Below are 18,262 nucleotides of genomic sequence, written 5' to 3'. Positions count from 1 at the left end.
CCTCATGATCAACGGGGTTGGCGAGGCCGGGCGCGTCTGCCAAGCCGGGCCCGGGGGAGATCTTGGTAGGAAATGGCCCCTATGGGGGCCTGATTCTTCCAAGATCTTGTCCGCGGGAAGGGCTGGCGGGGCGTGGTGCGTGGGAATTGCGGGGGTCGATGGCCTTCTCCAAGATCGCGTTCTGTGTCATCCTCCCTACGGCGAGCCACGGGGCCGGGCCGCTCGCCGCCGGTGGCCGAGGAGGGTCGGTGGCTGAGGACGACATCGCGCGGACCGGAATCCGGGTCGGGGGTTGGCTGCCCACGCCGGACGAATCGACGGACGCACCCGAGCGCCCCACCGGTCCACGCCGCCTGCCCGGGGACCCTGACCCCGGCGCATCCCGGCCGGTGATGTCCCCGGACGCCGAGCGCTCACCCTCCGACGCGGACGGGCCGGCACCGCCGCTCGACCTGGATCCGCCCGGTACCGCTGTCTGGCCGCCTCCGCGCGCCGCCGGCCCGTCGGCTCCCGACCTTCCGGCCGCCGGCCCGCTCCCGACCGACATGCCCGCACCCAGCCTGCCCGCGCCGCCTCCGCTCGCCCCGGGCCCGCTTACCTCGGACACGCTCGCTTCGAGTCCGCCCAGCCCGAACACGCTCGCTTCGGGTCCGCCCAGCCCGGGCACGCTCGCGCCGGGGACGCGCGCTTCGGGTCCGATCGCGCCGGGTGTGCAAGCTCCGGGTCTGCTCAGCCCGGGTGTGCAAGCTCCGGGACCGATCGGCCCGGGTTCGATCGGCCCGGGACCACTCGTCTCCGGAGCGGCTGCGCCGGCCGGCCCCGAGTCACGTCCGAATCCGGCCGGCGGCCGGGTTCCGCTGGTCGGGCCGGCACCGATCGGACTGCACCTGTCCGCTCCGTCGCCGATCCGGCCGGGCACCACCACCCACGGTCCGGCCGGCCCGGCAGGAGCCGCCCACGGCCCGGCGAGCCCGGCACCGGCCGTCCCTGGCCCGGCGAGCCCGGCAGGCATCACCGACGACCCGGCAGGCATCAACCACGATCCGGCAGGCATCACCCACGATCCGGCAGGTGCCGCCCACGGCCCGGCCGAGCCGGACCCACCGGCCCAGGTGGAGGCGCGGCCGGGCCGGCACTCCGCCCCGGAGAGTCTGGCGGCGCGCCTCGCCGACCTGACCGGCGGGATCGGCGTCCGGCTGCGCGACGCGGCGCGGACGGCGCGGACCGGGCTGAGCCGGACGCCCGACCCGGCCCGGCCCCCGGTCGATGCCCCGGTCACCCGGGTCGCGGCGGCCCGGGCCCGGCGTCGACGCCGGCGCGCGGTGCTGGCGGCGGTGGCCGTGACCGGGCTGGTGGCGGCGCTGGCGTACGCGGTCCGGTCGCCCGCGTCACCCCCGCGGGAGACCGCGCCGGTGGCGGCACCGACTGAGCAGGCACCCGGCGATCAGGCGCCGGTCGTACCGGTCACCGGCGACCCGGTCTCGCCCGGCGAACCGCTGCTCGACGTGGACCTGGTGCCGCTGCCGGGGACGTTGTCGCTGACCGAGCTCGGTACGCGGGACTGGCGGCACTGGGGTGGCAACGGCGCCGACAGTTTCCATCGCAAGGCGAGCGGCAGCGGCGAGATCCAGGACCGGGGCGGCGAGCGGCTGGAGCACAACGCGGGTGCGTGCGATCTCCACTGGACCGACGGCACGCCGACCGCGCGCCAGGAGGGCACCCGGGCGGGTGTCTTCCAGCGCGGCGCCGAGAAGAGCTTCACGCTGGGCGTGGCCGGGAGCGGGGATCTGCGGACGGTCCGGCTGTTCGTCGGCACGTTCTCGGCCGGCGCGCGGCTCGACCTGTCGCTGTCCAGCGGCGGCGATCCCGTCGTCCGCGAGGTGGCCCTCGCCGCGGGCGACCGCTTCTACCAGTACGTCATCCGCTTCCGGGCCGCCCCGGGGGAGCAGCTGCTGATCAGGTGGCGGGCCCTGACCGTCATCGGCGGGCAGAACGACGGGGTGGCGTTGCAGGCGATCACGGTAAGCTGAGCGGCCCGAGCCGCCGGCCCCGATCACGGCCCCCAGGTAACGGACTGGAAGAACCCGTCACTCGACATATGGCGCAAAGGGTGACACCGTGAAGCCCGTCGCACACCAGTCGTATCCGGCGGTGTCGTGACCGAAGTGGAGGGTGTGGTGGGCCAGGAGGACCGTCCGCGTACCGGCCCCGGCTCGCATCGGCACGGCCTTCCGCGTACCCGGTCCGCGCTGCGCCGGCTGCGACGCCGGCGACGGCTGATGCTGGAAGGGCTGGCCGCGTTGCTCTGCCTGGCGGCGCTGGCGGTCTACCTCGGCGTCGAGCGGCACGACGCGCCGCGCGAGGAGCACGCCGGCCTGCCGGTGGCGCCGCCCGGCCGGGTCGGGCTGCCGAACGAGACCGACGACGCCGTCGTCAACCCGGGGCTGCGTCCCCGCCAGCGGCCACCGTCGCCGAGCCCGTCGCCGTCCACGCCGTCGCCGTCTCCGACGACCGCGCTGCCGCCGACCGTCACCGTGACCCGCGCCGAGGTGCCCGCCACCGTCGACCTCACCGCCGCAGGCCCCACCGACTGGGTCCACTGGGGGCTCACCGGCGCCGACCGGACGGTCCGCAAGCGGGGTGGCTCCGGCGAGATCCGCGACGAGGGCGGCCGCGGGCGGCGGGAGAGCTTCAGCAACAACCCCGAGGCGTACGCCTGGCGGGACGGCAACCCGGTCGCGTCGGCGAGCGGCACCATGTCCGGCGTCTACACCTGCCACCGGGGCAGCGGGTTCAACCTGGCGGTGGCCGCCGACGGGCAGCAGCGCACCGTCCGTCTGTACGCCGGGCTCTGGATGGCCCGTGGCCGCCTCGACGTGCGCGTCTCCGGCGGCGGCCCGGTGACCACGCTGCGGATGGAGGATCCGCACACCGCGCTGACCGCCGAGTTCACCGTGAAGTTCCGCGCGCCGCGCGGCGCGAAGCTGCTCCTGACCTGGACGGTCGAGGAGTCGCTGGGCGACTGCGGCAACGTCAGCCTCCAGGCGATGGCGCTGCGCTGAGCGGGGACAGTTTGTCCGTCGCGTACCGGGCCGGGCGTCGTACGTTTCGGTTGTCCCGTCCGACCATCCTCTGTGGAGGCCCGACCGATGACCGGCCCTGCCCCCGTCGCCCCCGCCCGCCCGCGCACCGAGGGTGACGTGCTGCGCGAGATCCCGATGCCGCCGTACGTGACGGTCGAGGACGTCCAGTTCGCGGTGCGGGCGGTGGTGGTGCACGCGCCGCGGGTCTGGTCGGGCGGGACCATCTGCCGCAACGACGCCAGCCCGCACCCGTGCCGCCTGCACGTGTGGGGCCGCCGGGTGCTCACCCTCCGCGGGCTGCCGTCGGCCGAGATCGACGCGCTCGTCGAGCGCGGCGACCCCGCTGCCGATCCGCGTCCGTACCGCCCCGGCGCCTGAGCACCGGGGCGGCACGGCCGGTCAGCAGAGCGCGGGCTTCACCCAGGAGCACTCCCGCCCCTCCGGTACGCGCGGCGACTCCGGCGCGGCCGGCACGGTGCGCCGGGCGGTCGCCGTCTCCTTCTCGGTGTACGACGCGAGCGCGATCGCGATCTGGTCCTCCAGTCCCTTCACCGACGAGGTGAGGTAGTTGTTCAGCACGATCGAGAAGGCGAGCAGCCGGCCGTCGGCGTCGGTGACGTAGCCGGAGAGCGCCGACGCGCCGGTCAGGCTGCCGGTCTTGGCGTGCACGTTGTTCGCGGCGGCGGTGCCGGCCATCCGGCTGCGTAGCGTCCCGCCCACGAACCGGTCCGGGTTGCCGGCCACCGGCAGGGCGGCGTACCAGGTGTCGAACCACGGTTCGGCGCGAACCGCCGAGAGCAGCGTGACGAACTGGGCCGGCGGGACGAGGTTGCGCCGGGACAGGCCGGACCCGTCGCGCTGGCGCAGAGTTCCGGTGTCCACTCCGGCGTCGCCCACGTACCCGCTGATCGCGGACAGCCCGGCGGCCCAGGTGCCGGACCCGGACAGCTGCCGGCCCAGTTCCTTGGTCAGCACCTCGGCGTGCCCGTTGTTGGAGAGCTTGAGGAACGGGACCATCAGGTCGGCCAGCGGCATCGAGTCGTGCCGGGCGAGCGGCTCGGCCGTGTCCGGGGTGGCGGTGCCGAGTACGGTGCGGCCGAGCACCCGTACGCCGTGCCGCCGCAGCGCGGAGCGGAACACGTCAGCGGCGTACCCGGTCGGTTCCCACACGGTGACCCAGTCGCTCTCGGCGGCCTGGCCGACGGCGATCTGGCCGGTGACCACCACGGTGTTGCCGCCGTGTTCGCGTTTGAACGAGATGGTGGTCTCGCCCTCGGTCACCGTCTCGGCCCGGTTGTCGATGCGCAGCCAGCCGTTGTCCGGCGTCATGGTGATCTTTGGCCGGGCGCCGGCCCGCGTTGCCGGTGCGGCGTGGACGATCACCGTTCCGGCGTCGTAGTCGGTGTCCGGAGCCACCGTCAGCGCGGAGACCTGGGCGGCGTAGTAGTAGGGCTCGTCGTCCCAGGTCCAGTCCGGACCGAGCCGGCCCTTGTCGTACCGGGTGTCGTCGGCGACCAGGTCGCCCGCGACGACGCGTACGCCCGCCGCGGCGACCTGCTGCGCGAGCCGGTCGTAGTCGGCGGCGAGGATGGTGGGGTCGCCCCCGCCGCGCAGGTAGAGGTCGCCGCGGAGCATCCCGGCGCGCCGGGGGCCGTCGGCGCCGACCTCGGTGGTGAAGCGGTGACCGGGGCCGAGCAGCTCCATCGCCGCCGCCGAGGTGAGCAGCTTGGTGTTGGAGGCGGGGATGAGCCGCCGGGTGCCGTTGCGGTCGTAGAGCGTGCGACCGGTGGCGGTGTCGACGACGACCACGCCTGCCTGCGCCCCGTTCAGGCGGCTGTCGGCGAGGACCGCGTCGATGGTGGCGTTCAGCCGGGTCTGCGCGGGGGTGGGCGCTTCGGCGGTGGCGGTGGTGGTGCCGGCGGCGGCCGCGGTGGCGACCAGCACCAGCGCCGCGAGCGCCCGGGGAAATAGGCGTCGATGCATGGACAGATGCTGCCACGGAGATTTCCTGCGGGAAAGGCCCCGGCATGAAAGGTTATTTGCGGGCCCCGGCGCGGGCGCCGCAAAGAAGGGGAGTTCCCGCTCCGGATCGGGGAAAACCCCAGTTCACCGGCGAGCGGCCGATGATCCCGTTCCGTTTGACGGATGGCCCGGCAGCGGGCACGGTGGGGGTGAGGGCGGTGGAACCGCCCTGTCTCCAGCGCGGCGAGACCGTGTCTCGCCCGCTTCCGGGTCGCGAGCCGACCGCGTGGGCCGTGTCGCCCGCAAACCCGACATCCAGCCATGAGGAGTTCTGCCATGCTGACCATGACCGACAACGCCGTTCTGGTGATCCGTGACCTCGCCGCCCAGCAGGACGTCGCCGATGCCGGTGGGCTGCGCATCGCCGCCGACACCGACGCCGGTTCGCTCTCGATCGAGCTGGTGCCGCAGCCGGTGCAGGGCGACCAGGTGGTGGACACCGAGGGGGCGCGCATCTTCCTCGACTCGGACGCGGCCGAACTGCTGAACGACACGTCGGTGGACGCAGTCGTCGACGACGAGGGCGTGGTCCAGTTCGGGTTCACCGAGAAGGAGTGAGCTCAGCCGGCGCGCTGGTCCGGTTCCGGCCGGACCAGCGCGTCCAGCACATGCGCCAGATGATGCGACGTGCTCCACGCGATCCAGTTGGCGGGTGAGCCCGCCCCGGCGCCCCGCCGGGCCCGCCGGACGACCTCGTGGTCGCCCCAGGAGAAACCGGCCCCGGCCGGCGACCAGTGCGGCGCGGTGGTGAGCGTGCGGCACAGGTCGGCGAAGCGCTCGTCGCCCCGCCCGCCCCGCCGCGACCAGCGGTACACCCACCACGCGTCGTCGGCGGTCCAGCGCAGCGTCGGGGTGCGGTCGCCCGGTTCGTCCGCGTCGCGTACCGCGCAGCCGACGCCGTAGTCGCCGTACCCGAGGCCCAGGTCGGCCAGCCGCCGCCAGAGCGACCAGTCGTAGCGGTCCACCCGGACCGGCTCGTCCACCGGCAGCCGGGACAGCGACGGCGGCATCCCGCCCGCCGCCACCGTCACGGAGCGCCAGGCGTGCCGCCGGGCCCACTGCTCCGCACGCCGGATCCGCGGCTCGGCCAGCCGGATGTCGGCCTGGCAGCACACGTCCCCGGCGTCCAGCAGCAGGTCGCACTGCTCGGGCAGCAGGCCCGTCCCCCGCCACGCCCGTTCCGCGGCCGCCGTCGCGGCGTCCGGCCCGGCCCGGTCCGGGCCGACGCGCAACCGCACGACCGCGCGATGCGCCCAGGCCCGCGCCGCCGCGCCGTGCGCGGCGAGCCGCCGCTCGCTGTCCGCGAGGCCGATCACCGGCACCAGCGGTACGCCCCAGCGGACCGGATCGTGGTCCGTGGCGTCGGGCAGCGCCGACACGTCGACGGCGGGCAGCAGCCCGGCGGGCAGCCGGGTCAGAGCGTCCACGATGGACGGGGCGTGCGCCGGAACGTCGAGGACCGGTGCGAGCAACGCGGCGGAGGCGTCGTCGAGGCGGGCCAGTGCCTCCAGTTCGCCGCGACGCGCGGCCAGCACCGGCCGGTAGACCGTCGGTCGACCCCGGAGCGGCTGCACCATACTTCAATGTAGCCAGACGATTGCGCTGCGTCATGGCTTCCGGTCGGCTCCGATGCGACAACCGGGACGGAAACGGCCGGCGGAACCGGCCGCGCATCGCCGATCGGATGGATGTTTTCGCAGGTCAGAGGCGTCCATTGTCAGTGATCGGACAGTTCCCCGGCTGGTTGCCGGGCGGTGCCCCGACATAGCGTCGGAATCATCGAGGGGGACCGCCGACGATCGCCCGGACGCGTACGAACGCCTTCTGCCGGCGTACCGGCGGGAGAGAGGATCACCATGCCCAGCCGCAGAGCAAGGAGGGACACCACCGGCCAGCCGATCCCGAGCATGCGGGAGGCCGCGCGCGTCGACACCGAGATCAACTCGTGTTCGCCGGTCGGGCTGCCGGCCACCGCGCGCATGCTGTTCGCCGTGGTCGACGCCAACGGACGGCTCGTCCGCGGCCTCGGCGCCACCTCGGCCACCCGGCTCGCCGCCGGGATGTACCAGGTCGCGTTCGACCAGGACGTCGCGGGAGCGGCGTACGTCGGGACGGTCGGCCCCGCGACGGCGAACGGGCTGGTCCCGCAGGGCGTCATCACGGTGGCGCCGCGCTCCGGCATCGCCAACGCGGTGTTCGTCGAGACGCACGGCGCGAGCGGGCACGCGGACCGGCCGTTCCACCTGGCCGTGCTGGCCTGACCGGACCCGCAGACGAGCGCACGGCGCCGCACGACCTCCGGTCGTAACGTCGCCGCGCTCCGGCCGTCTCCCACCACCGCAGCCGTACGGCGGTACGCCGGCGGGGACCTGGCTCGACCGGCCAGCTCGCACCGGTCTTGTCGGCAGCACATGCCCCTTCTCCGGGGATCCAAACCGGATCGGCGTGGGGAATTCCACCATCTGCGACTCCCGGCGTGGCGGGCGCGTGATCGGGGTATGAGCGGGCCATGGAGCATTTCACGATCGCGACCGTCGCCGAGAAGAGTCCCGACTTCCGCCGCGTGCTCTGGACCGGGGAGCACACCCAGCTGGTCATCATGACCATTCCGCCGGGCGGCGAGATCGGCGAGGAGGTCCACGAGGGCATCGACCAGATCCTCACGTTCGTCAGCGGCACCGGCGAGGCGCGGGTGGCCGGGGAGAAGAAGGAGGTCGTCTCCGGCGACCTGGTGGTCGTGCCGGCCGGCACGAAGCACAACTTCGTCAACACCGGACCGAACCCGCTGGTGCTCTACACCGTCTACGGCCCGCCGGAGCACGCCGACGGCGCGGTGCACAAGACGAAGGAGGAGGCGGACGCCGCCGAGGAGGCGGGCGAGGACGAGCCGCCGACGTCCTGACGCCCGGTGCGCACGTGTTAAGCGGGGGCCCCTGCTCTACCGGAGACGTTAATAAGGGGCCCCTCCTTGCACCAGGCCCGGATACTTGACGCCGGCGCCCGTGTTGAGCACCACCACGCGCTCACCGGGCCTGATCCAGCCGCCCGCCCGCAGGTGCCGCGCGGCGGTCAGGCAGGCCGCGCCCTCCGGGCAGAGCAGCAGCCCTTCCCGGGCGGCGAAGTCCCGCAGGTCGGCGAGGATCTCCGCGTCGTCAACGGCGACCGCGGTGCCGGCGCTGTCCCGCAGCGCGGACAGGACCAGCTCGTCGCCGAGCGGGGCGGGCACGGTGATGCCGAACGCGACGGTACGCGCGTCCTGCCACGGGGTGGCGCGCTCCTCGCCCGCGGCGAACGCCCGCACGATCGGCGCGCACCCGGTGGACTGCACCGCGACCAGCCGGGGCAGCCGGTCCTCCACCCAGCCCAGCTCGCGCAGCTCGTGCAGCGCCTTGTGGATGCCGATCAGCCCGACGCCCCCGCCGGTGGGATAGACGATCACGTCGGGCACCTGCCAGCCGAGCTGCTCGACGATCTCGTACCCCATGGTCTTCTTGCCCTCGATGCGGTACGGCTCGCGCAGCGTGCCGGCGTCGAAGATCCGTCCGTCCGCCCCGGCGATCAGCGCGGCGATCTCCCGGCCCGCGTCGTTGATCAGGCCGTCGATCAGCCGCAGGTCGGCCCCGGCGGCGAGGCACTCCTCGCGGCAGATCGTCGGCGCGGCCAGCGGCATGGCGATCGTCGCGCCCATCCCGGCCCGCGCCGCGTACGTGGCCCAGGCCGCACCGGCGTTGCCGTTCGTCGGCATGGCGATCCGCTCCACGCCCAGCTCCCGGGCCCGGCTCACGCCCACCGACGCGCCGCGCGCCTTGAACGACCCGGTCGGGGTCAGCCCCTCGTCCTTGACGATCAGGTCCGCGATGCCGATCTCGTGGCCGTACGCCGGCGCACGCCACATCGGCGTCCAGCCCTCGCCCAGCGTGGTGACGAACCGGGGATCGGCCACCGGCAGCAGTTCCCGGTAGCGCCACAGGTCCGCCGGGCGCAGCCCGAACTGCTCCGGGGCGACGGTGGCGGCCACCGCGGCGAGGTCGTAGCGGGCCAGCAGCGGCGAGCCGCAGGCGCACAGGTTCTGCACCACGTCGGCCGGGTGTTCACTGCCGCAGCGCGGGCACTCCAGGTGCGTCAGGTGCACGGTGGTCCTCAGCTCGCGTCGATGCTCAGCCAGTGCCGGCTGCGCCGGCCCGGCTCGTACGGGGAGTCGAGGCGTTTCGCCACCACTCCCGGGAGCCCCTGCTCACGGGCGGCCCGTAGGGCGTCCGCGCCGACTCCCGGGAACCACGGCGGAGTCTGCCAGTGCGGACCGGCGAGCGCCAGACCGTCGAGCAGGTCACGGCGTTGCGCGTACGGCACGTCGAGGCTGGACACGCCCTCCAGCCAGAGCAGGTCGACGGCGAGGAACTGCCCGTCGCGCCGGGTCGGCGGCCGGACCCGCCCGGCCGGGTCGATCCGCACGAGCACACCGTCGATCACCGCCTCGGCCGGGGCCAGCGTCTCGGCCATCGCCCGCGCCCACGGGTAGTCCCCGGTGACCTCCGTGTCGTCGCCGTCGAGCAGCCGCAGCCGGCCGCCCGAGACGTACGCCATCGCCCGTACGCCCGCCCAGCGCAGCTCGTACCCCCAGGCGTCGGCGTCGCGCGGCAGCCGTCCGCCCTCGGTGGCCAGCATCGGGCGGACCAGGTCGGGCATCGGCGTCCAACCCTCCGGCGCCGGGTCGGTGCGCCTGACCATCCAGTCCCGGCCCCGGCCACCAGTGGCGAACAGCACGTACCGGCCCTTCGTGCGCTCGCCGTCGAGCACCACGATCACCTCGTCGTCGCGCCACTTCTCCGCGCGGTAGGTGCCGGTGTCGTGCACGATCATCCGCCCGCCGCCGTACTCGCCGGCCGGGATCTCCCCGTGGAACGTGAGGTATTCCATCGGGTGGTCCTCGGTGTGCACGGCGAGGTGGTTGCGACCCGGGTCGCGGGGCAGGCCGCGCGGCACCGCCCAGGAGGCGAGCACGCCGTCGTGCTCCAGGCGCAGGTCCCAGTGCAGGCTCCGGGCGTGGTGCTGCTGGATGACGAAGCGGGGTGCGCGCCGCGCGGACCGCTTCCGCCCGGAAGCCCGCTCGGGCACCGGTTCCGGGGTACGCGCGGCGTCCCGTTTGCGCCGGTACTCGTCCAGCCGGTCCGCCATCCCCGCATCCTCCCCCAGACGCGCCGTGCGCGCCGGGATGCCGGTGTGTGTGCGACGAACCGGGGTAGAACGGGGGACATGGACAGCGACCAGCCCACCCTTCCGCTCACCGGCGACGTCCGGATCCCGCTGCTCGGCTTCGGCACGTGGCAGGCCACCGGTGAGGCCGGCTATCAGGCCGTGCTCGCCGCGCTCGACGCCGGCTACCGCCACATCGACACCGCCACCATGTACGGCAACGAGAAGGAGGTCGGGCGGGCGGTCAAGGAGAGCGGGCTGCGCCGGGAGGACGTCTTCATCACCACGAAGCTGCCGCCGGACCGGGTGGGCCGGGAGCGGGAGACCATCGAGGCCAGCCTGGCCGCCCTGGACACCGACTACGTCGACCTGTGGCTGGTGCACTGGCCGCCGTCCGCGCCCGGCGACAGCATCCCGGTGTGGCGGGAGATGCTCGCCGCGCGGGACGAGAACATGGCGCGCACGGTCGGGGTGAGCAACTACTCGATCGGGCAGATCGACGAGCTGATCCAGGCCACCGAGGAGACGCCCGCGGTCAACCAGATCCGCTGGAGCCCGTCGCTGTACGACAGGCAGACGCACGTCGCGCACCGGGACCGGGGGGTGGCGCTGGAGGGGTACAGCCCGTTCAAGACAAGTGACCTGTCCGACCCGGTGCTGGTCCGCATCGCCCAGGCGCACGACGTGTCCCCGGCCCAGGTGGTGCTGCGCTGGCACATCGACCACGAGATCGTGGTCATCCCCAAGTCGGTCACGCCGGAACGCATCCGCGCGAACGCCGACGTGTTCGGGTTCTCGCTCACCGCCGAGGAGATGCGCGACATCGACGCCCTCGCCGGCTGAGGCGTACGCACGGAAAGGGCGCGGTCCGCAGCGGACCGCGCCCTTTTCGCGTGTGCGGTGGTCAGCCGCGGGCGCAGGTGGAGCCGTTGAGCGTGAAGCTGCTCGGTGCGGAGTAGCTGCCGTTCAGCGTCGCCTGGTAGCCGAAGCTGGTGGACGCGCCGGGCGCCAGCGTGCCGTTGTAGCCGGCGTTGCGGGCGGTCACCGCGGAGCCGCTCTGGCTGACAGTGGCGTTCCACGCGTTGGTGACGGTCTGCCCGGAGGGCAGGTTGTAGTTGAGCGTCCAGCCGTTGATCGTGCCGGAGCCGGTGTTCTTGACCGTCACGTCGGCGGTGAAGCCGTTGTTCCAGACGTTCGCCGCCTTGTAGGTGACGGTGCAGGATGCGCCGCCCGACGGCGGGGGCGTGGTAGGTCCGGGCGAGGTCGGCGGCGGGTTGGAGCCGGTGTTGACGTTCTGCGAGAACGAGTTGACAGCCAGCCCGACGCCGCCCTGCCACGGCTCGAAGCCGGCCTGGATGCTGGTCAGGTACCAGTCGTTCGTGATCGCGCCCCGGTTACGGGTGTCGTTGATGAACGCCAGCGCGTCGAAGCTGAAGCTGGGGATGGCCGACGGCGACAGGTACGAGATGACGTTGTTGGAGCCGTTGCTGCCGCGCCAGACCTCCCAGGTGCGGCCGGCGATGGTGGCGGTGCCGACCGGCGAGCCGATGGGCTGGATCGAGCCCTGCCGGTTGAGCCAGATCATGATCTCCATCTGGTTCACGCCGTCGCGCTTGGGTGACGGGTCGAGCCAGATGTCGTACGACGCGTTGAAGATCGCGCCGCTGACGTAGTTGTAGCTGATGCTGGACGGCGCGCTGCTGATGTTCTTCACCTGCACCGGCAGGTTCGTGCCGGGCGAGCAGTTGGTGTAGTGGCAGCCCACGAAGATCGACGGGTACGCGACCGGCGCCCCGTTGGTCGGCGCGGAGCCGTCCGCCCGGGTGATGGAGAAGCCGGTCGAGGTGACGTTGATGCACTGCTGGGCACTGGTGCCCCAGCGGTTGTTCTGCACCACGTACTTGCCGCCGATCGTGGTCGAGCCGTACTGCTCGCAGATCTGGGTGTCGGCGGAGGCGGTGCCGCCGAGCGCGACGGCGACGAGGGTGCCGGCGGCGAGCAGTCCGGCCGCCGCGATGGCCCTGAGTGGACGCTTCATGATGCTCCTTGGCTCGGCGCGGGGACGGCGCCGGTTCGGTCGGTGGTACGGGCGGGAGCGCTCCCACGATGCAAGGAACACATTTACATGTCTCGAATCATTGCGCAAATGCGCCGAGCTCGTTAACGCTCCGCGTCCGGCCGGTGGCGCGCGAGGGTGCCGCGGCCGCCCCCTTCCCCCAGATGGATGCGGGATTCCTGCCGGTGGGACGGGGTGCGCCGCCGACCGGCGGCCCGCGCCAGGGCGCACGGGCACTTCCGCCGCCTGGTTGCGGCGAGTAATGTCTTGCCTCCAACGCGTTCCGATCCCCCTCCGGAGGCGTACCCCGTGATGGGTGGTTCCCCCCTGCGCATCCTCGTCGTCGGCGCGGGCATCGCCGGCCTCGCCGTGGCCCGGGCGCTGCGCCTGGCGGGGTTCCGGCCCGACGTCACCGAGCGGCTGCCACCCACCGAGTCGACCGAGAGCGGCCTCTACCTGCCCGGCAACGCCGCCCGGGCGATGCGCCGGCTCGACCTCGACGGGCCGCTGCGCCCGCTCGGCCAGGTGATCCACCGGCAGCGCTTCCTCGACGCCGCCGGAGCGCCGCTGTGCGAGGTCGACCTCGACGCGCTCTGGGCCGGCGTGGGGGAGTGCCGGGCGCTGCCCCGGGCCGAACTGCACCGGGTGCTGCTCACCGGCGCCGGCGGCGCGGTGCGCCACGGCGCCGAGGTGAGCACCGTCGACCCGCTGCCCGGCGGGGTCGCCGTCGGCTTCACCGACGGCACCACAGCGGAGTACGACCTGGTCGTCGGCGCCGACGGACCCCGCTCGGCGGTACGCACGCTCGCCGCGCTCGGCGGACCGCCACGCCCCGCCGGGCAGGTGGTCTACCGCGCCCTGGTGCGCGGCGGCCCCCGCATCGCGGACTGGACCGCCCTGCTCGGCCAGCGGGCCGGGTTCCTGGTGGTGCCGCTCGGCGCCGGGCGGCTCTACTGCTACGCCGACGAGGCCGGCACCGACCTGCCCGCCGATCCGCTGGCCCGCCTGCACGAGTTGTTCGGCTCCTACGGCGGCCCGGTGCCCGAGGTGCTGGCCGCGCTGGAGACCGTGTGCGCCGAGCGCACCGAGGAGGTCGAGCTGGGACGCTGGTTCCACGGCCGGGTGCTGCTCGTCGGTGATGCCGCTCACGCCACCGCGCCGACGCTCTCCCAGGGTGCCGCCATGGCACTGGAGGACGCCGTCGTGCTCGCCGAGTCGCTGCGGGCCGCCGGCAGCGTCGACGCCGCGCTGCTCGCGTACGAGAGTCGCCGCCGCCCGCGTACCCGCTGGGTGCGGGACCGGACCCGGGACCGCAACCGCACCCGCGACGTGCCGCCGGCGCTGCGCGACCCGTTGCTGCGCGGACGCGGCGGAAGGATCTTCCGGGAGCACTACCGGCTCCTGACCGGCCCGCTCTGACGGGCGGGAGATCGTAGCCGCCCACCCCACGCGGCGAGGCCACCTACCGGGGACTATCCTCCTTGCGGATGACGGCTGCGCCGATGACCAGCGCGCCGATGCGGGACAACCAGAACCGGAGGCCACTCGTGACCACCGTCGCACCCAAGCCGGTCGTGACCCGGCCCTGGCCGGTCCGCGAGCCGGTCAAGGGGTCGGCCATCGCGCGGCTGCTGCGCACCACGGACGCGAAGCAGATCGGGATCATGTACATGGTCACCGCGTTCGTGTTCTTCATGATCGGTGGCCTGATGGCCCTGATCATGCGCGCCGAACTCGCGCAACCGGGCCTTCAGTTCCTGTCGCCCGAGCAGTACAACCAGCTCTTCACCATGCACGGCACGATCATGCTGCTGTTCTTCGCGACGCCGATCGTGTTCGCCTTCGCGAACTACGTGGTGCCGCTGCAGATCGGCGCGCCGGACGTGTCGTTCCCCCGGCTCAACGCGTTCGCCTACTGGCTGTACCTGTTCGGCGGCACGCTCGCCACCGCGGGCTTCATCGCCCCGGGTGGCGCGGCCGACTTCGGCTGGACCGCGTACACGCCGCTGAGCACCGCCGACCACGCCCCGGGCGTCGGCGCCAACATGTGGGTCGTCGGCCTGGCCATCTCCGGTCTGGGCACGATCCTCGGCGCGGTCAACCTGATCACCACGATCCTGACGCTGCGCGCACCCGGCATGACCATGTTCCGGATGCCGATCTTCACCTGGAACATGCTGGTCACCAGCCTGCTGGCGATCCTGGTCTTCCCGCTGCTGGCCGCCGCGCTGTTCGCGCTCGCCGCGGACCGCCTGATGGGCGCCCACGTGTACGACCCGGCGACCGGCGGGCCGATGCTCTGGCAGCACCTGTTCTGGTTCTTCGGTCACCCCGAGGTGTACATCATCGCGCTGCCGTTCTTCGGCATCATCAGCGAGATCATCCCGGTGTTCTCCCGGAAGCCGATCTTCGGCTACAAGGGCCTCGTGGCCGCCACCATCGCCATCGCCGCCCTGTCGATGAGCGTCTGGGCGCACCACATGTTCGCCACCGGCCAGGTGCTGCTGCCGTTCTTCAGCTTCCTGAGCTACCTGATCGCCGTGCCCACCGGTATGAAGTTCTTCAACTGGATCGGCACCATGTGGCGGGGCCAGATCACGTTCGAGACGCCGATGCTGTTCTCGATCGGCTTCCTGGTGACCTTCCTCTTCGGTGGTCTCACCGGCGTGCTGCTGGCCAGCCCGCCGCTCGACTTCCACCTGCACGACTCGTACTTCGTGGTGGCGCACTTCCACTACGTGCTCTTCGGCACCATCGTGTTCGCCGTGTTCGCCGGCATCTACTTCTGGTTCCCGAAGATGTTCGGCCGGATGCTCGACGAGCGGCTCGGCAAGATCCACTTCTGGCTGACCATGATCGGCTTCCACACCACGTTCCTGGTGCAGCACTGGCTGGGCAACGAGGGCATGCCGCGCCGGTACGCCGACTACCAGGCCGCCGACGGCTTCACCACGCTGAACACGATCTCCACGATCGGCGCTTTCATCACCGGTATCTCGACGCTGCCGTTCATCTGGAACTGCTGGAAGTCGTACAAGACCGGCCCGGTGGTCGAGGTCGACGACCCGTGGGGTCACGGCAACTCGCTCGAGTGGGCCACCAGCTCCCCGCCGCCGCTGCGCAACTTCGACCGGATGCCGCGCATCCGCTCCGAGCGGCCGGCGTTCGACGCGAAGTTCCCCGAGCTGGCCGCCGGGCAGAGCCTCGCCGGACCGCCCGAGGGTGGTGCCAAGCCGCTGACCAGCGAGGTCAACGGTGGCGCCAGCTACCAGGAGGACACCGCAGGCAACCTCGACAAGCGCTAGCACCACCGCACCGCCACGTCGAGACGGGCGCCGCACCCCTTGCCGGGGCGCGGCGCCCGCCCTTTTCCCACCCGCGCTCCCTCCGCGTGCGCTCCCTCCGCGTGCGCTCCCTCCGCCCGCGCTCCCTCCGCGTGCGTCCCCTCGCGTCGATCATGAAGTTGGCGGCGATCGGCGTCCGTTTTGTCCCCGCTAACTTCATGATCACCGGACCAGGCACCGGGTCGGACCAGCGACCAGGTCAGCCCAGCCCGGGTTGGGCTAGCCCGGGCCGCCTTGGAGCAGACGTGCGGGTCAGGCCGGGTGGGTCCAGCGCCGCGCTGCGCCCCGTGATCAAGGAGTTTGTGGCAATTCAGCGGGCCGGCGCGGACACAAACTCCTTGATCACTCCCGGGGAAGGCCCGCCTGGACGCCGTGCGGGCGGACGGTCATCACGGCGTTTGGGCGGTGCACCGCGCTGGTGAGGGCACGAACTCTCGATCACACCTGGCGTGCCCGCCCGCGCCCTCGTGCTGATGGCGGTGATCAAGGAGTTTGTGGCAGTTGGTCGCGCTGACGGGACACAAACTCCTTGATCACGCCCGGGGGAGGCCCGATGGCGCCCCTGCCGCGTCCGGTGATCAAGGGGTTTGGGGCGGTCTACGCCGCTGGGGAGGACGTGAACTCCTTGGTCAACTTCGGGAGGGCGGGGCGAGGGCGGAGGCCGAGGGCGGGCGCGGAGGCCGGGGGCTACAAGGGCGCGGGGGTCAAGTCGGGCTCGAGGGTAGGGGTGGGGGTGACGGCTGCGGTACGGCGGTGGCGCAGCTCGATCGGGAGCACCGCCAGCGCCACCAGCGCGCCGATCGCACCGGTGACCACGAAGCCCCACACGGGTGCCGTCGCGTCGATGACCGCACCGGCCAGCGGTGCGCCGAGCGCGATGCCCACTGTCACGGCCGAGCCGTGCAGGCCCATGGCCAGGCCCCGTACGGAGGGCGGGGCCAGCCGGCTGACCGCGTCGGAGGTGGATGCGAGGGTGGGGGCGCAGAGCGCTCCGGCCGGGATCAGCGCGAGACAGAGCAGCCACCAGTGCGACCCGCCCAGCCCGACCGGGATGGTGGCGAGGCTCAGCGCCGCCATCAGCGCCAGCGGGGAGAACGAGCGGCGTACCGCGCCGTAGGCGAAGCCGCCCACCAGTGAGGCGACCGCCCAGGCGGCCAGCACGGCGCCGGTCCAGCCGATCTCGCCGCCGGAGCGGAGCACGGCGACCACTGCGACGTCGGTGCCGCCGAGCACCAGCGTGCCGGCGAGGCTGACGGCCAGCACGGCGAGCAGACGCGGGGTGAGCCACTCGCGGCGGTGCACCGGGCGCTGCGGCCCGGCCTGCTCGTCGGCGGCGCGGACCGGCGGGTTGAGCAGCCAGAAACAGATGCCGGAGCCGACGATCCCGGCGCCGACCGCCCAGAGCGTCAGGCGCGGCGTGACGGCGGTGGCCAGGGCGACGGCGAGCGCCGGGCCGACCATGAACGACAGCTCCATCGCGATCGAGTCCAGCGCGTACGCGGGTCGGCGCTTCTCCACCGGCACGAGCGCGGCGATCGACTGGCGGATCATCGAGAAGATCGGCAGGGCGAGCAGCCCGGCGAGGAACGCGGCGGGCAGCAGCACCGGGTACGGCAGCGTGGGCGCGGCGGACCAGAACAGCGCTTCGGCGACGGTCGTGAGCACCAGCACCGGCCGGAGCCCTCGGCGGTCGATGAGCCGCCCGAGCAGCGGGGCGCCGACCGCCGCGCCGATCGTCGACGCGGCGCCGACCAGGCCGGCGGCGCCGTAGCCGCGGCCCAGGTCGAGCACCACGTAGAAGGTGAGCGTCACCCCGGTGGCGGTCAGCGGCACGCGGGCCAGGACCGACACCAGCAGCAACGATCGGAGACCGGGTAGGGCGAGCGCCTCCCGGTAAGGCTTCAGGTTCACGACGGTCCGTACCTCCGGCGCCATCCTGGGGCCGGGGTAGGACACCCGCAAGCGATTATCCGGTCAAGCGGCGGTGATCACAGGCTCGCCCACCATGGTCACCCCGGCGCCGTCCAGCGCCCGCAGTGCGACGTCGAGCGTGCCCGGCGCGACGGCGGCGGTCAGGTCGAGCAGCACAGTGGTGCGGAAGCCCTCCCGGGCGGCGTCCAGGGCGGTCGCGCGCACGCAGTGGTCGGTGGCGATGCCCACCACGTCGACCTGGTCCACGTCGTGCCGCCGCAGCCAGTCGGCCAGGCACTCGCCGTCGGTGGCGTGGCCCTCGAAACCGGAGTACGCGGCCGCGTGCTCGCCCTTGTGGAAGATCGCCTCCACCCGGTCGGTCGCCAGCTCGCTGTGGAACTCGGAACCGGCGGTGCCGACCACGCAGTGCCGGGGCCAGGAGTCGACGTAGTCCGGCGGGTCGCCGAAGTGCGCGCCCGGGTCGATGTGGTAGTCCTTCGTCGCGACCACGTGGTCCCACCGGTCCGGCTCGGCGGCGAGCAGCCGGGAGATGCCCGCTGCCACTCCGGCTCCGCCGCCGACCGCGAGGGAGCCGCCCTCGCAGAAGTCGTTCTGCACGTCCACGATGATCAGGGCGTTCGCCATCTGACGGG

16 protein-coding genes are annotated in these 18,262 nt (G+C 73.1%); 9 read left to right on the top strand and 7 right to left on the bottom strand.

The genetic code is table 11. The annotated features are described in order from the left end of the window. Nucleotides 1–740 precede the first annotated feature (740 nt). The 3 genes from O7604_RS03805 (at nt 741) to O7604_RS03795 (ending at nt 3,461) form a co-directional block, all read left to right on the top strand. On the top strand, nt 741–2,030 hold the full coding sequence (locus tag O7604_RS03805) for a hypothetical protein (RefSeq protein ID WP_281578866.1): 1,290 nt from the start codon (nt 741–743) through the stop codon (nt 2,028–2,030). 126 nt (nt 2,031–2,156) lie between these two features. Then, nucleotides 2,157–3,062: a hypothetical protein gene (locus O7604_RS03800; RefSeq protein ID WP_269701817.1), complete on the top strand. Its 906-nt coding sequence runs from the start codon at nt 2,157–2,159 to the stop codon at nt 3,060–3,062. 87 nt (nt 3,063–3,149) lie between these two features. Continuing rightward, nucleotides 3,150–3,461 (top strand): hypothetical protein, encoded by a 312-nt coding sequence (locus O7604_RS03795; protein WP_281578865.1) that lies wholly within the window; start codon nt 3,150–3,152, stop codon nt 3,459–3,461. Nucleotides 3,462–3,482: 21 nt separating this feature from the next. Here O7604_RS03795 and dacB read toward each other — a convergent pair whose 3' ends face one another. Further along, entirely contained in the window at nt 3,483–5,066 is a 1,584-nt protein-coding gene (gene dacB / locus O7604_RS03790) for a D-alanyl-D-alanine carboxypeptidase/D-alanyl-D-alanine-endopeptidase (RefSeq protein ID WP_269701815.1), read from the bottom strand. 315 nt (nt 5,067–5,381) lie between these two features. Here dacB and O7604_RS03785 point away from each other — a divergent pair, with 315 nt between their 5' ends. Next, nucleotides 5,382–5,663: an iron-sulfur cluster biosynthesis family protein gene (locus O7604_RS03785; protein ID WP_269701814.1), complete on the top strand. Its 282-nt coding sequence runs from the start codon at nt 5,382–5,384 to the stop codon at nt 5,661–5,663. A 2-nt stretch (nt 5,664–5,665) separates the two neighbouring features. Here O7604_RS03785 and O7604_RS03780 read toward each other — a convergent pair whose 3' ends face one another. Then, entirely contained in the window at nt 5,666–6,682 is a 1,017-nt protein-coding gene (locus O7604_RS03780; RefSeq protein WP_269701813.1) for a hypothetical protein, read from the bottom strand. A gap of 279 nt (nt 6,683–6,961) precedes the next feature. On the opposite strand from O7604_RS03780, the gene O7604_RS03775 reads away from it, so the two are divergent. Both O7604_RS03775 and O7604_RS03770 read left to right on the top strand, forming a co-directional pair. Next, complete coding sequence (locus O7604_RS03775; RefSeq protein ID WP_269701812.1) at nt 6,962–7,366, top strand: hypothetical protein; 405 nt, start codon at nt 6,962–6,964, stop codon at nt 7,364–7,366. A 248-nt stretch (nt 7,367–7,614) separates the two neighbouring features. After that, a complete protein-coding gene (locus O7604_RS03770; protein WP_013284343.1) occupies nt 7,615–8,007 on the top strand; it encodes a cupin domain-containing protein in 393 nt (130 codons plus the stop codon). Nucleotides 8,008–8,055: 48 nt separating this feature from the next. Here O7604_RS03770 and O7604_RS03765 read toward each other — a convergent pair whose 3' ends face one another. Then, the gene (locus O7604_RS03765) at nt 8,056–9,237 is read right to left on the bottom strand and encodes a threonine synthase (protein ID WP_281578864.1); all 1,182 of its coding nucleotides are present in this window, start codon (nt 9,235–9,237) and stop codon (nt 8,056–8,058) included. Between the two features lie 8 nt (nt 9,238–9,245). Further along, complete coding sequence (locus O7604_RS03760) at nt 9,246–10,280, bottom strand: DNA polymerase ligase N-terminal domain-containing protein (protein ID WP_281578863.1); 1,035 nt, start codon at nt 10,278–10,280, stop codon at nt 9,246–9,248. A gap of 78 nt (nt 10,281–10,358) precedes the next feature. On the opposite strand from O7604_RS03760, the gene O7604_RS03755 reads away from it, so the two are divergent. Beyond that, the gene (locus tag O7604_RS03755) at nt 10,359–11,141 is read left to right on the top strand and encodes an aldo/keto reductase (protein ID WP_269701809.1); all 783 of its coding nucleotides are present in this window, start codon (nt 10,359–10,361) and stop codon (nt 11,139–11,141) included. A gap of 61 nt (nt 11,142–11,202) precedes the next feature. Here O7604_RS03755 and O7604_RS03750 read toward each other — a convergent pair whose 3' ends face one another. Then, entirely contained in the window at nt 11,203–12,336 is a 1,134-nt protein-coding gene (locus tag O7604_RS03750; RefSeq protein ID WP_281578862.1) for a cellulose binding domain-containing protein, read from the bottom strand. A 330-nt stretch (nt 12,337–12,666) separates the two neighbouring features. Between O7604_RS03750 and O7604_RS03745 the strand changes: the two genes are divergently transcribed. Continuing rightward, nucleotides 12,667–13,773: an FAD-dependent monooxygenase gene (locus tag O7604_RS03745; RefSeq protein ID WP_281578861.1), complete on the top strand. Its 1,107-nt coding sequence runs from the start codon at nt 12,667–12,669 to the stop codon at nt 13,771–13,773. Between the two features lie 128 nt (nt 13,774–13,901). Beyond that, complete coding sequence (gene ctaD, locus O7604_RS03740) at nt 13,902–15,659, top strand: cytochrome c oxidase subunit I (protein ID WP_281580035.1); 1,758 nt, start codon at nt 13,902–13,904, stop codon at nt 15,657–15,659. 726 nt (nt 15,660–16,385) lie between these two features. On the opposite strand, the gene O7604_RS03735 is transcribed toward ctaD, so the two are convergent. Continuing rightward, complete coding sequence (locus O7604_RS03735; RefSeq protein WP_281580034.1) at nt 16,386–17,633, bottom strand: MFS transporter; 1,248 nt, start codon at nt 17,631–17,633, stop codon at nt 16,386–16,388. 39 nt (nt 17,634–17,672) lie between these two features. Beyond that, nucleotides 17,673–18,254 (bottom strand): isochorismatase family protein, encoded by a 582-nt coding sequence (locus O7604_RS03730; RefSeq protein WP_281578860.1) that lies wholly within the window; start codon nt 18,252–18,254, stop codon nt 17,673–17,675. Between the last annotated feature and the right edge of the window lie 8 nt (nt 18,255–18,262).

This window comes from Micromonospora sp. WMMA1947 (genome assembly GCF_027497355.1).
GTDB lineage: Bacteria > Actinomycetota > Actinomycetes > Mycobacteriales > Micromonosporaceae > Micromonospora.
The sequence above is the reverse complement of the archived record's forward strand: the minus strand, read 5'-3'. Positions and strand labels throughout refer to the sequence as shown.

Bases quoted from the DNA above. Each gene is read 5' to 3' on its own strand.
- O7604_RS03735 (WP_281580034.1), bottom strand. From the start codon at position 17,633: ATGGCGCCGGAGGTACGGACCGTCGTGAACCTGAAGCCTTACCGGGAG.
- O7604_RS03785 (WP_269701814.1), top strand. From the start codon at position 5,382: ATGCTGACCATGACCGACAACGCCGTTCTGGTGATCCGTGACCTCGCC.
- O7604_RS03780 (WP_269701813.1), bottom strand. From the start codon at position 6,682: ATGGTGCAGCCGCTCCGGGGTCGACCGACGGTCTACCGGCCGGTGCTG.
- O7604_RS03775 (WP_269701812.1), top strand. From the start codon at position 6,962: ATGCCCAGCCGCAGAGCAAGGAGGGACACCACCGGCCAGCCGATCCCG.
- O7604_RS03760 (WP_281578863.1), bottom strand. From the start codon at position 10,280: ATGGCGGACCGGCTGGACGAGTACCGGCGCAAACGGGACGCCGCGCGT.
- O7604_RS03755 (WP_269701809.1), top strand. From the start codon at position 10,359: ATGGACAGCGACCAGCCCACCCTTCCGCTCACCGGCGACGTCCGGATC.
- O7604_RS03745 (WP_281578861.1), top strand. From the start codon at position 12,667: ATGGGTGGTTCCCCCCTGCGCATCCTCGTCGTCGGCGCGGGCATCGCC.
- O7604_RS03795 (WP_281578865.1), top strand. From the start codon at position 3,150: ATGACCGGCCCTGCCCCCGTCGCCCCCGCCCGCCCGCGCACCGAGGGT.
- O7604_RS03770 (WP_013284343.1), top strand. From the start codon at position 7,615: ATGGAGCATTTCACGATCGCGACCGTCGCCGAGAAGAGTCCCGACTTC.
- O7604_RS03750 (WP_281578862.1), bottom strand. From the start codon at position 12,336: ATGAAGCGTCCACTCAGGGCCATCGCGGCGGCCGGACTGCTCGCCGCC.
- O7604_RS03730 (WP_281578860.1), bottom strand. From the start codon at position 18,254: ATGGCGAACGCCCTGATCATCGTGGACGTGCAGAACGACTTCTGCGAG.
- dacB (WP_269701815.1), bottom strand. From the start codon at position 5,066: ATGCATCGACGCCTATTTCCCCGGGCGCTCGCGGCGCTGGTGCTGGTC.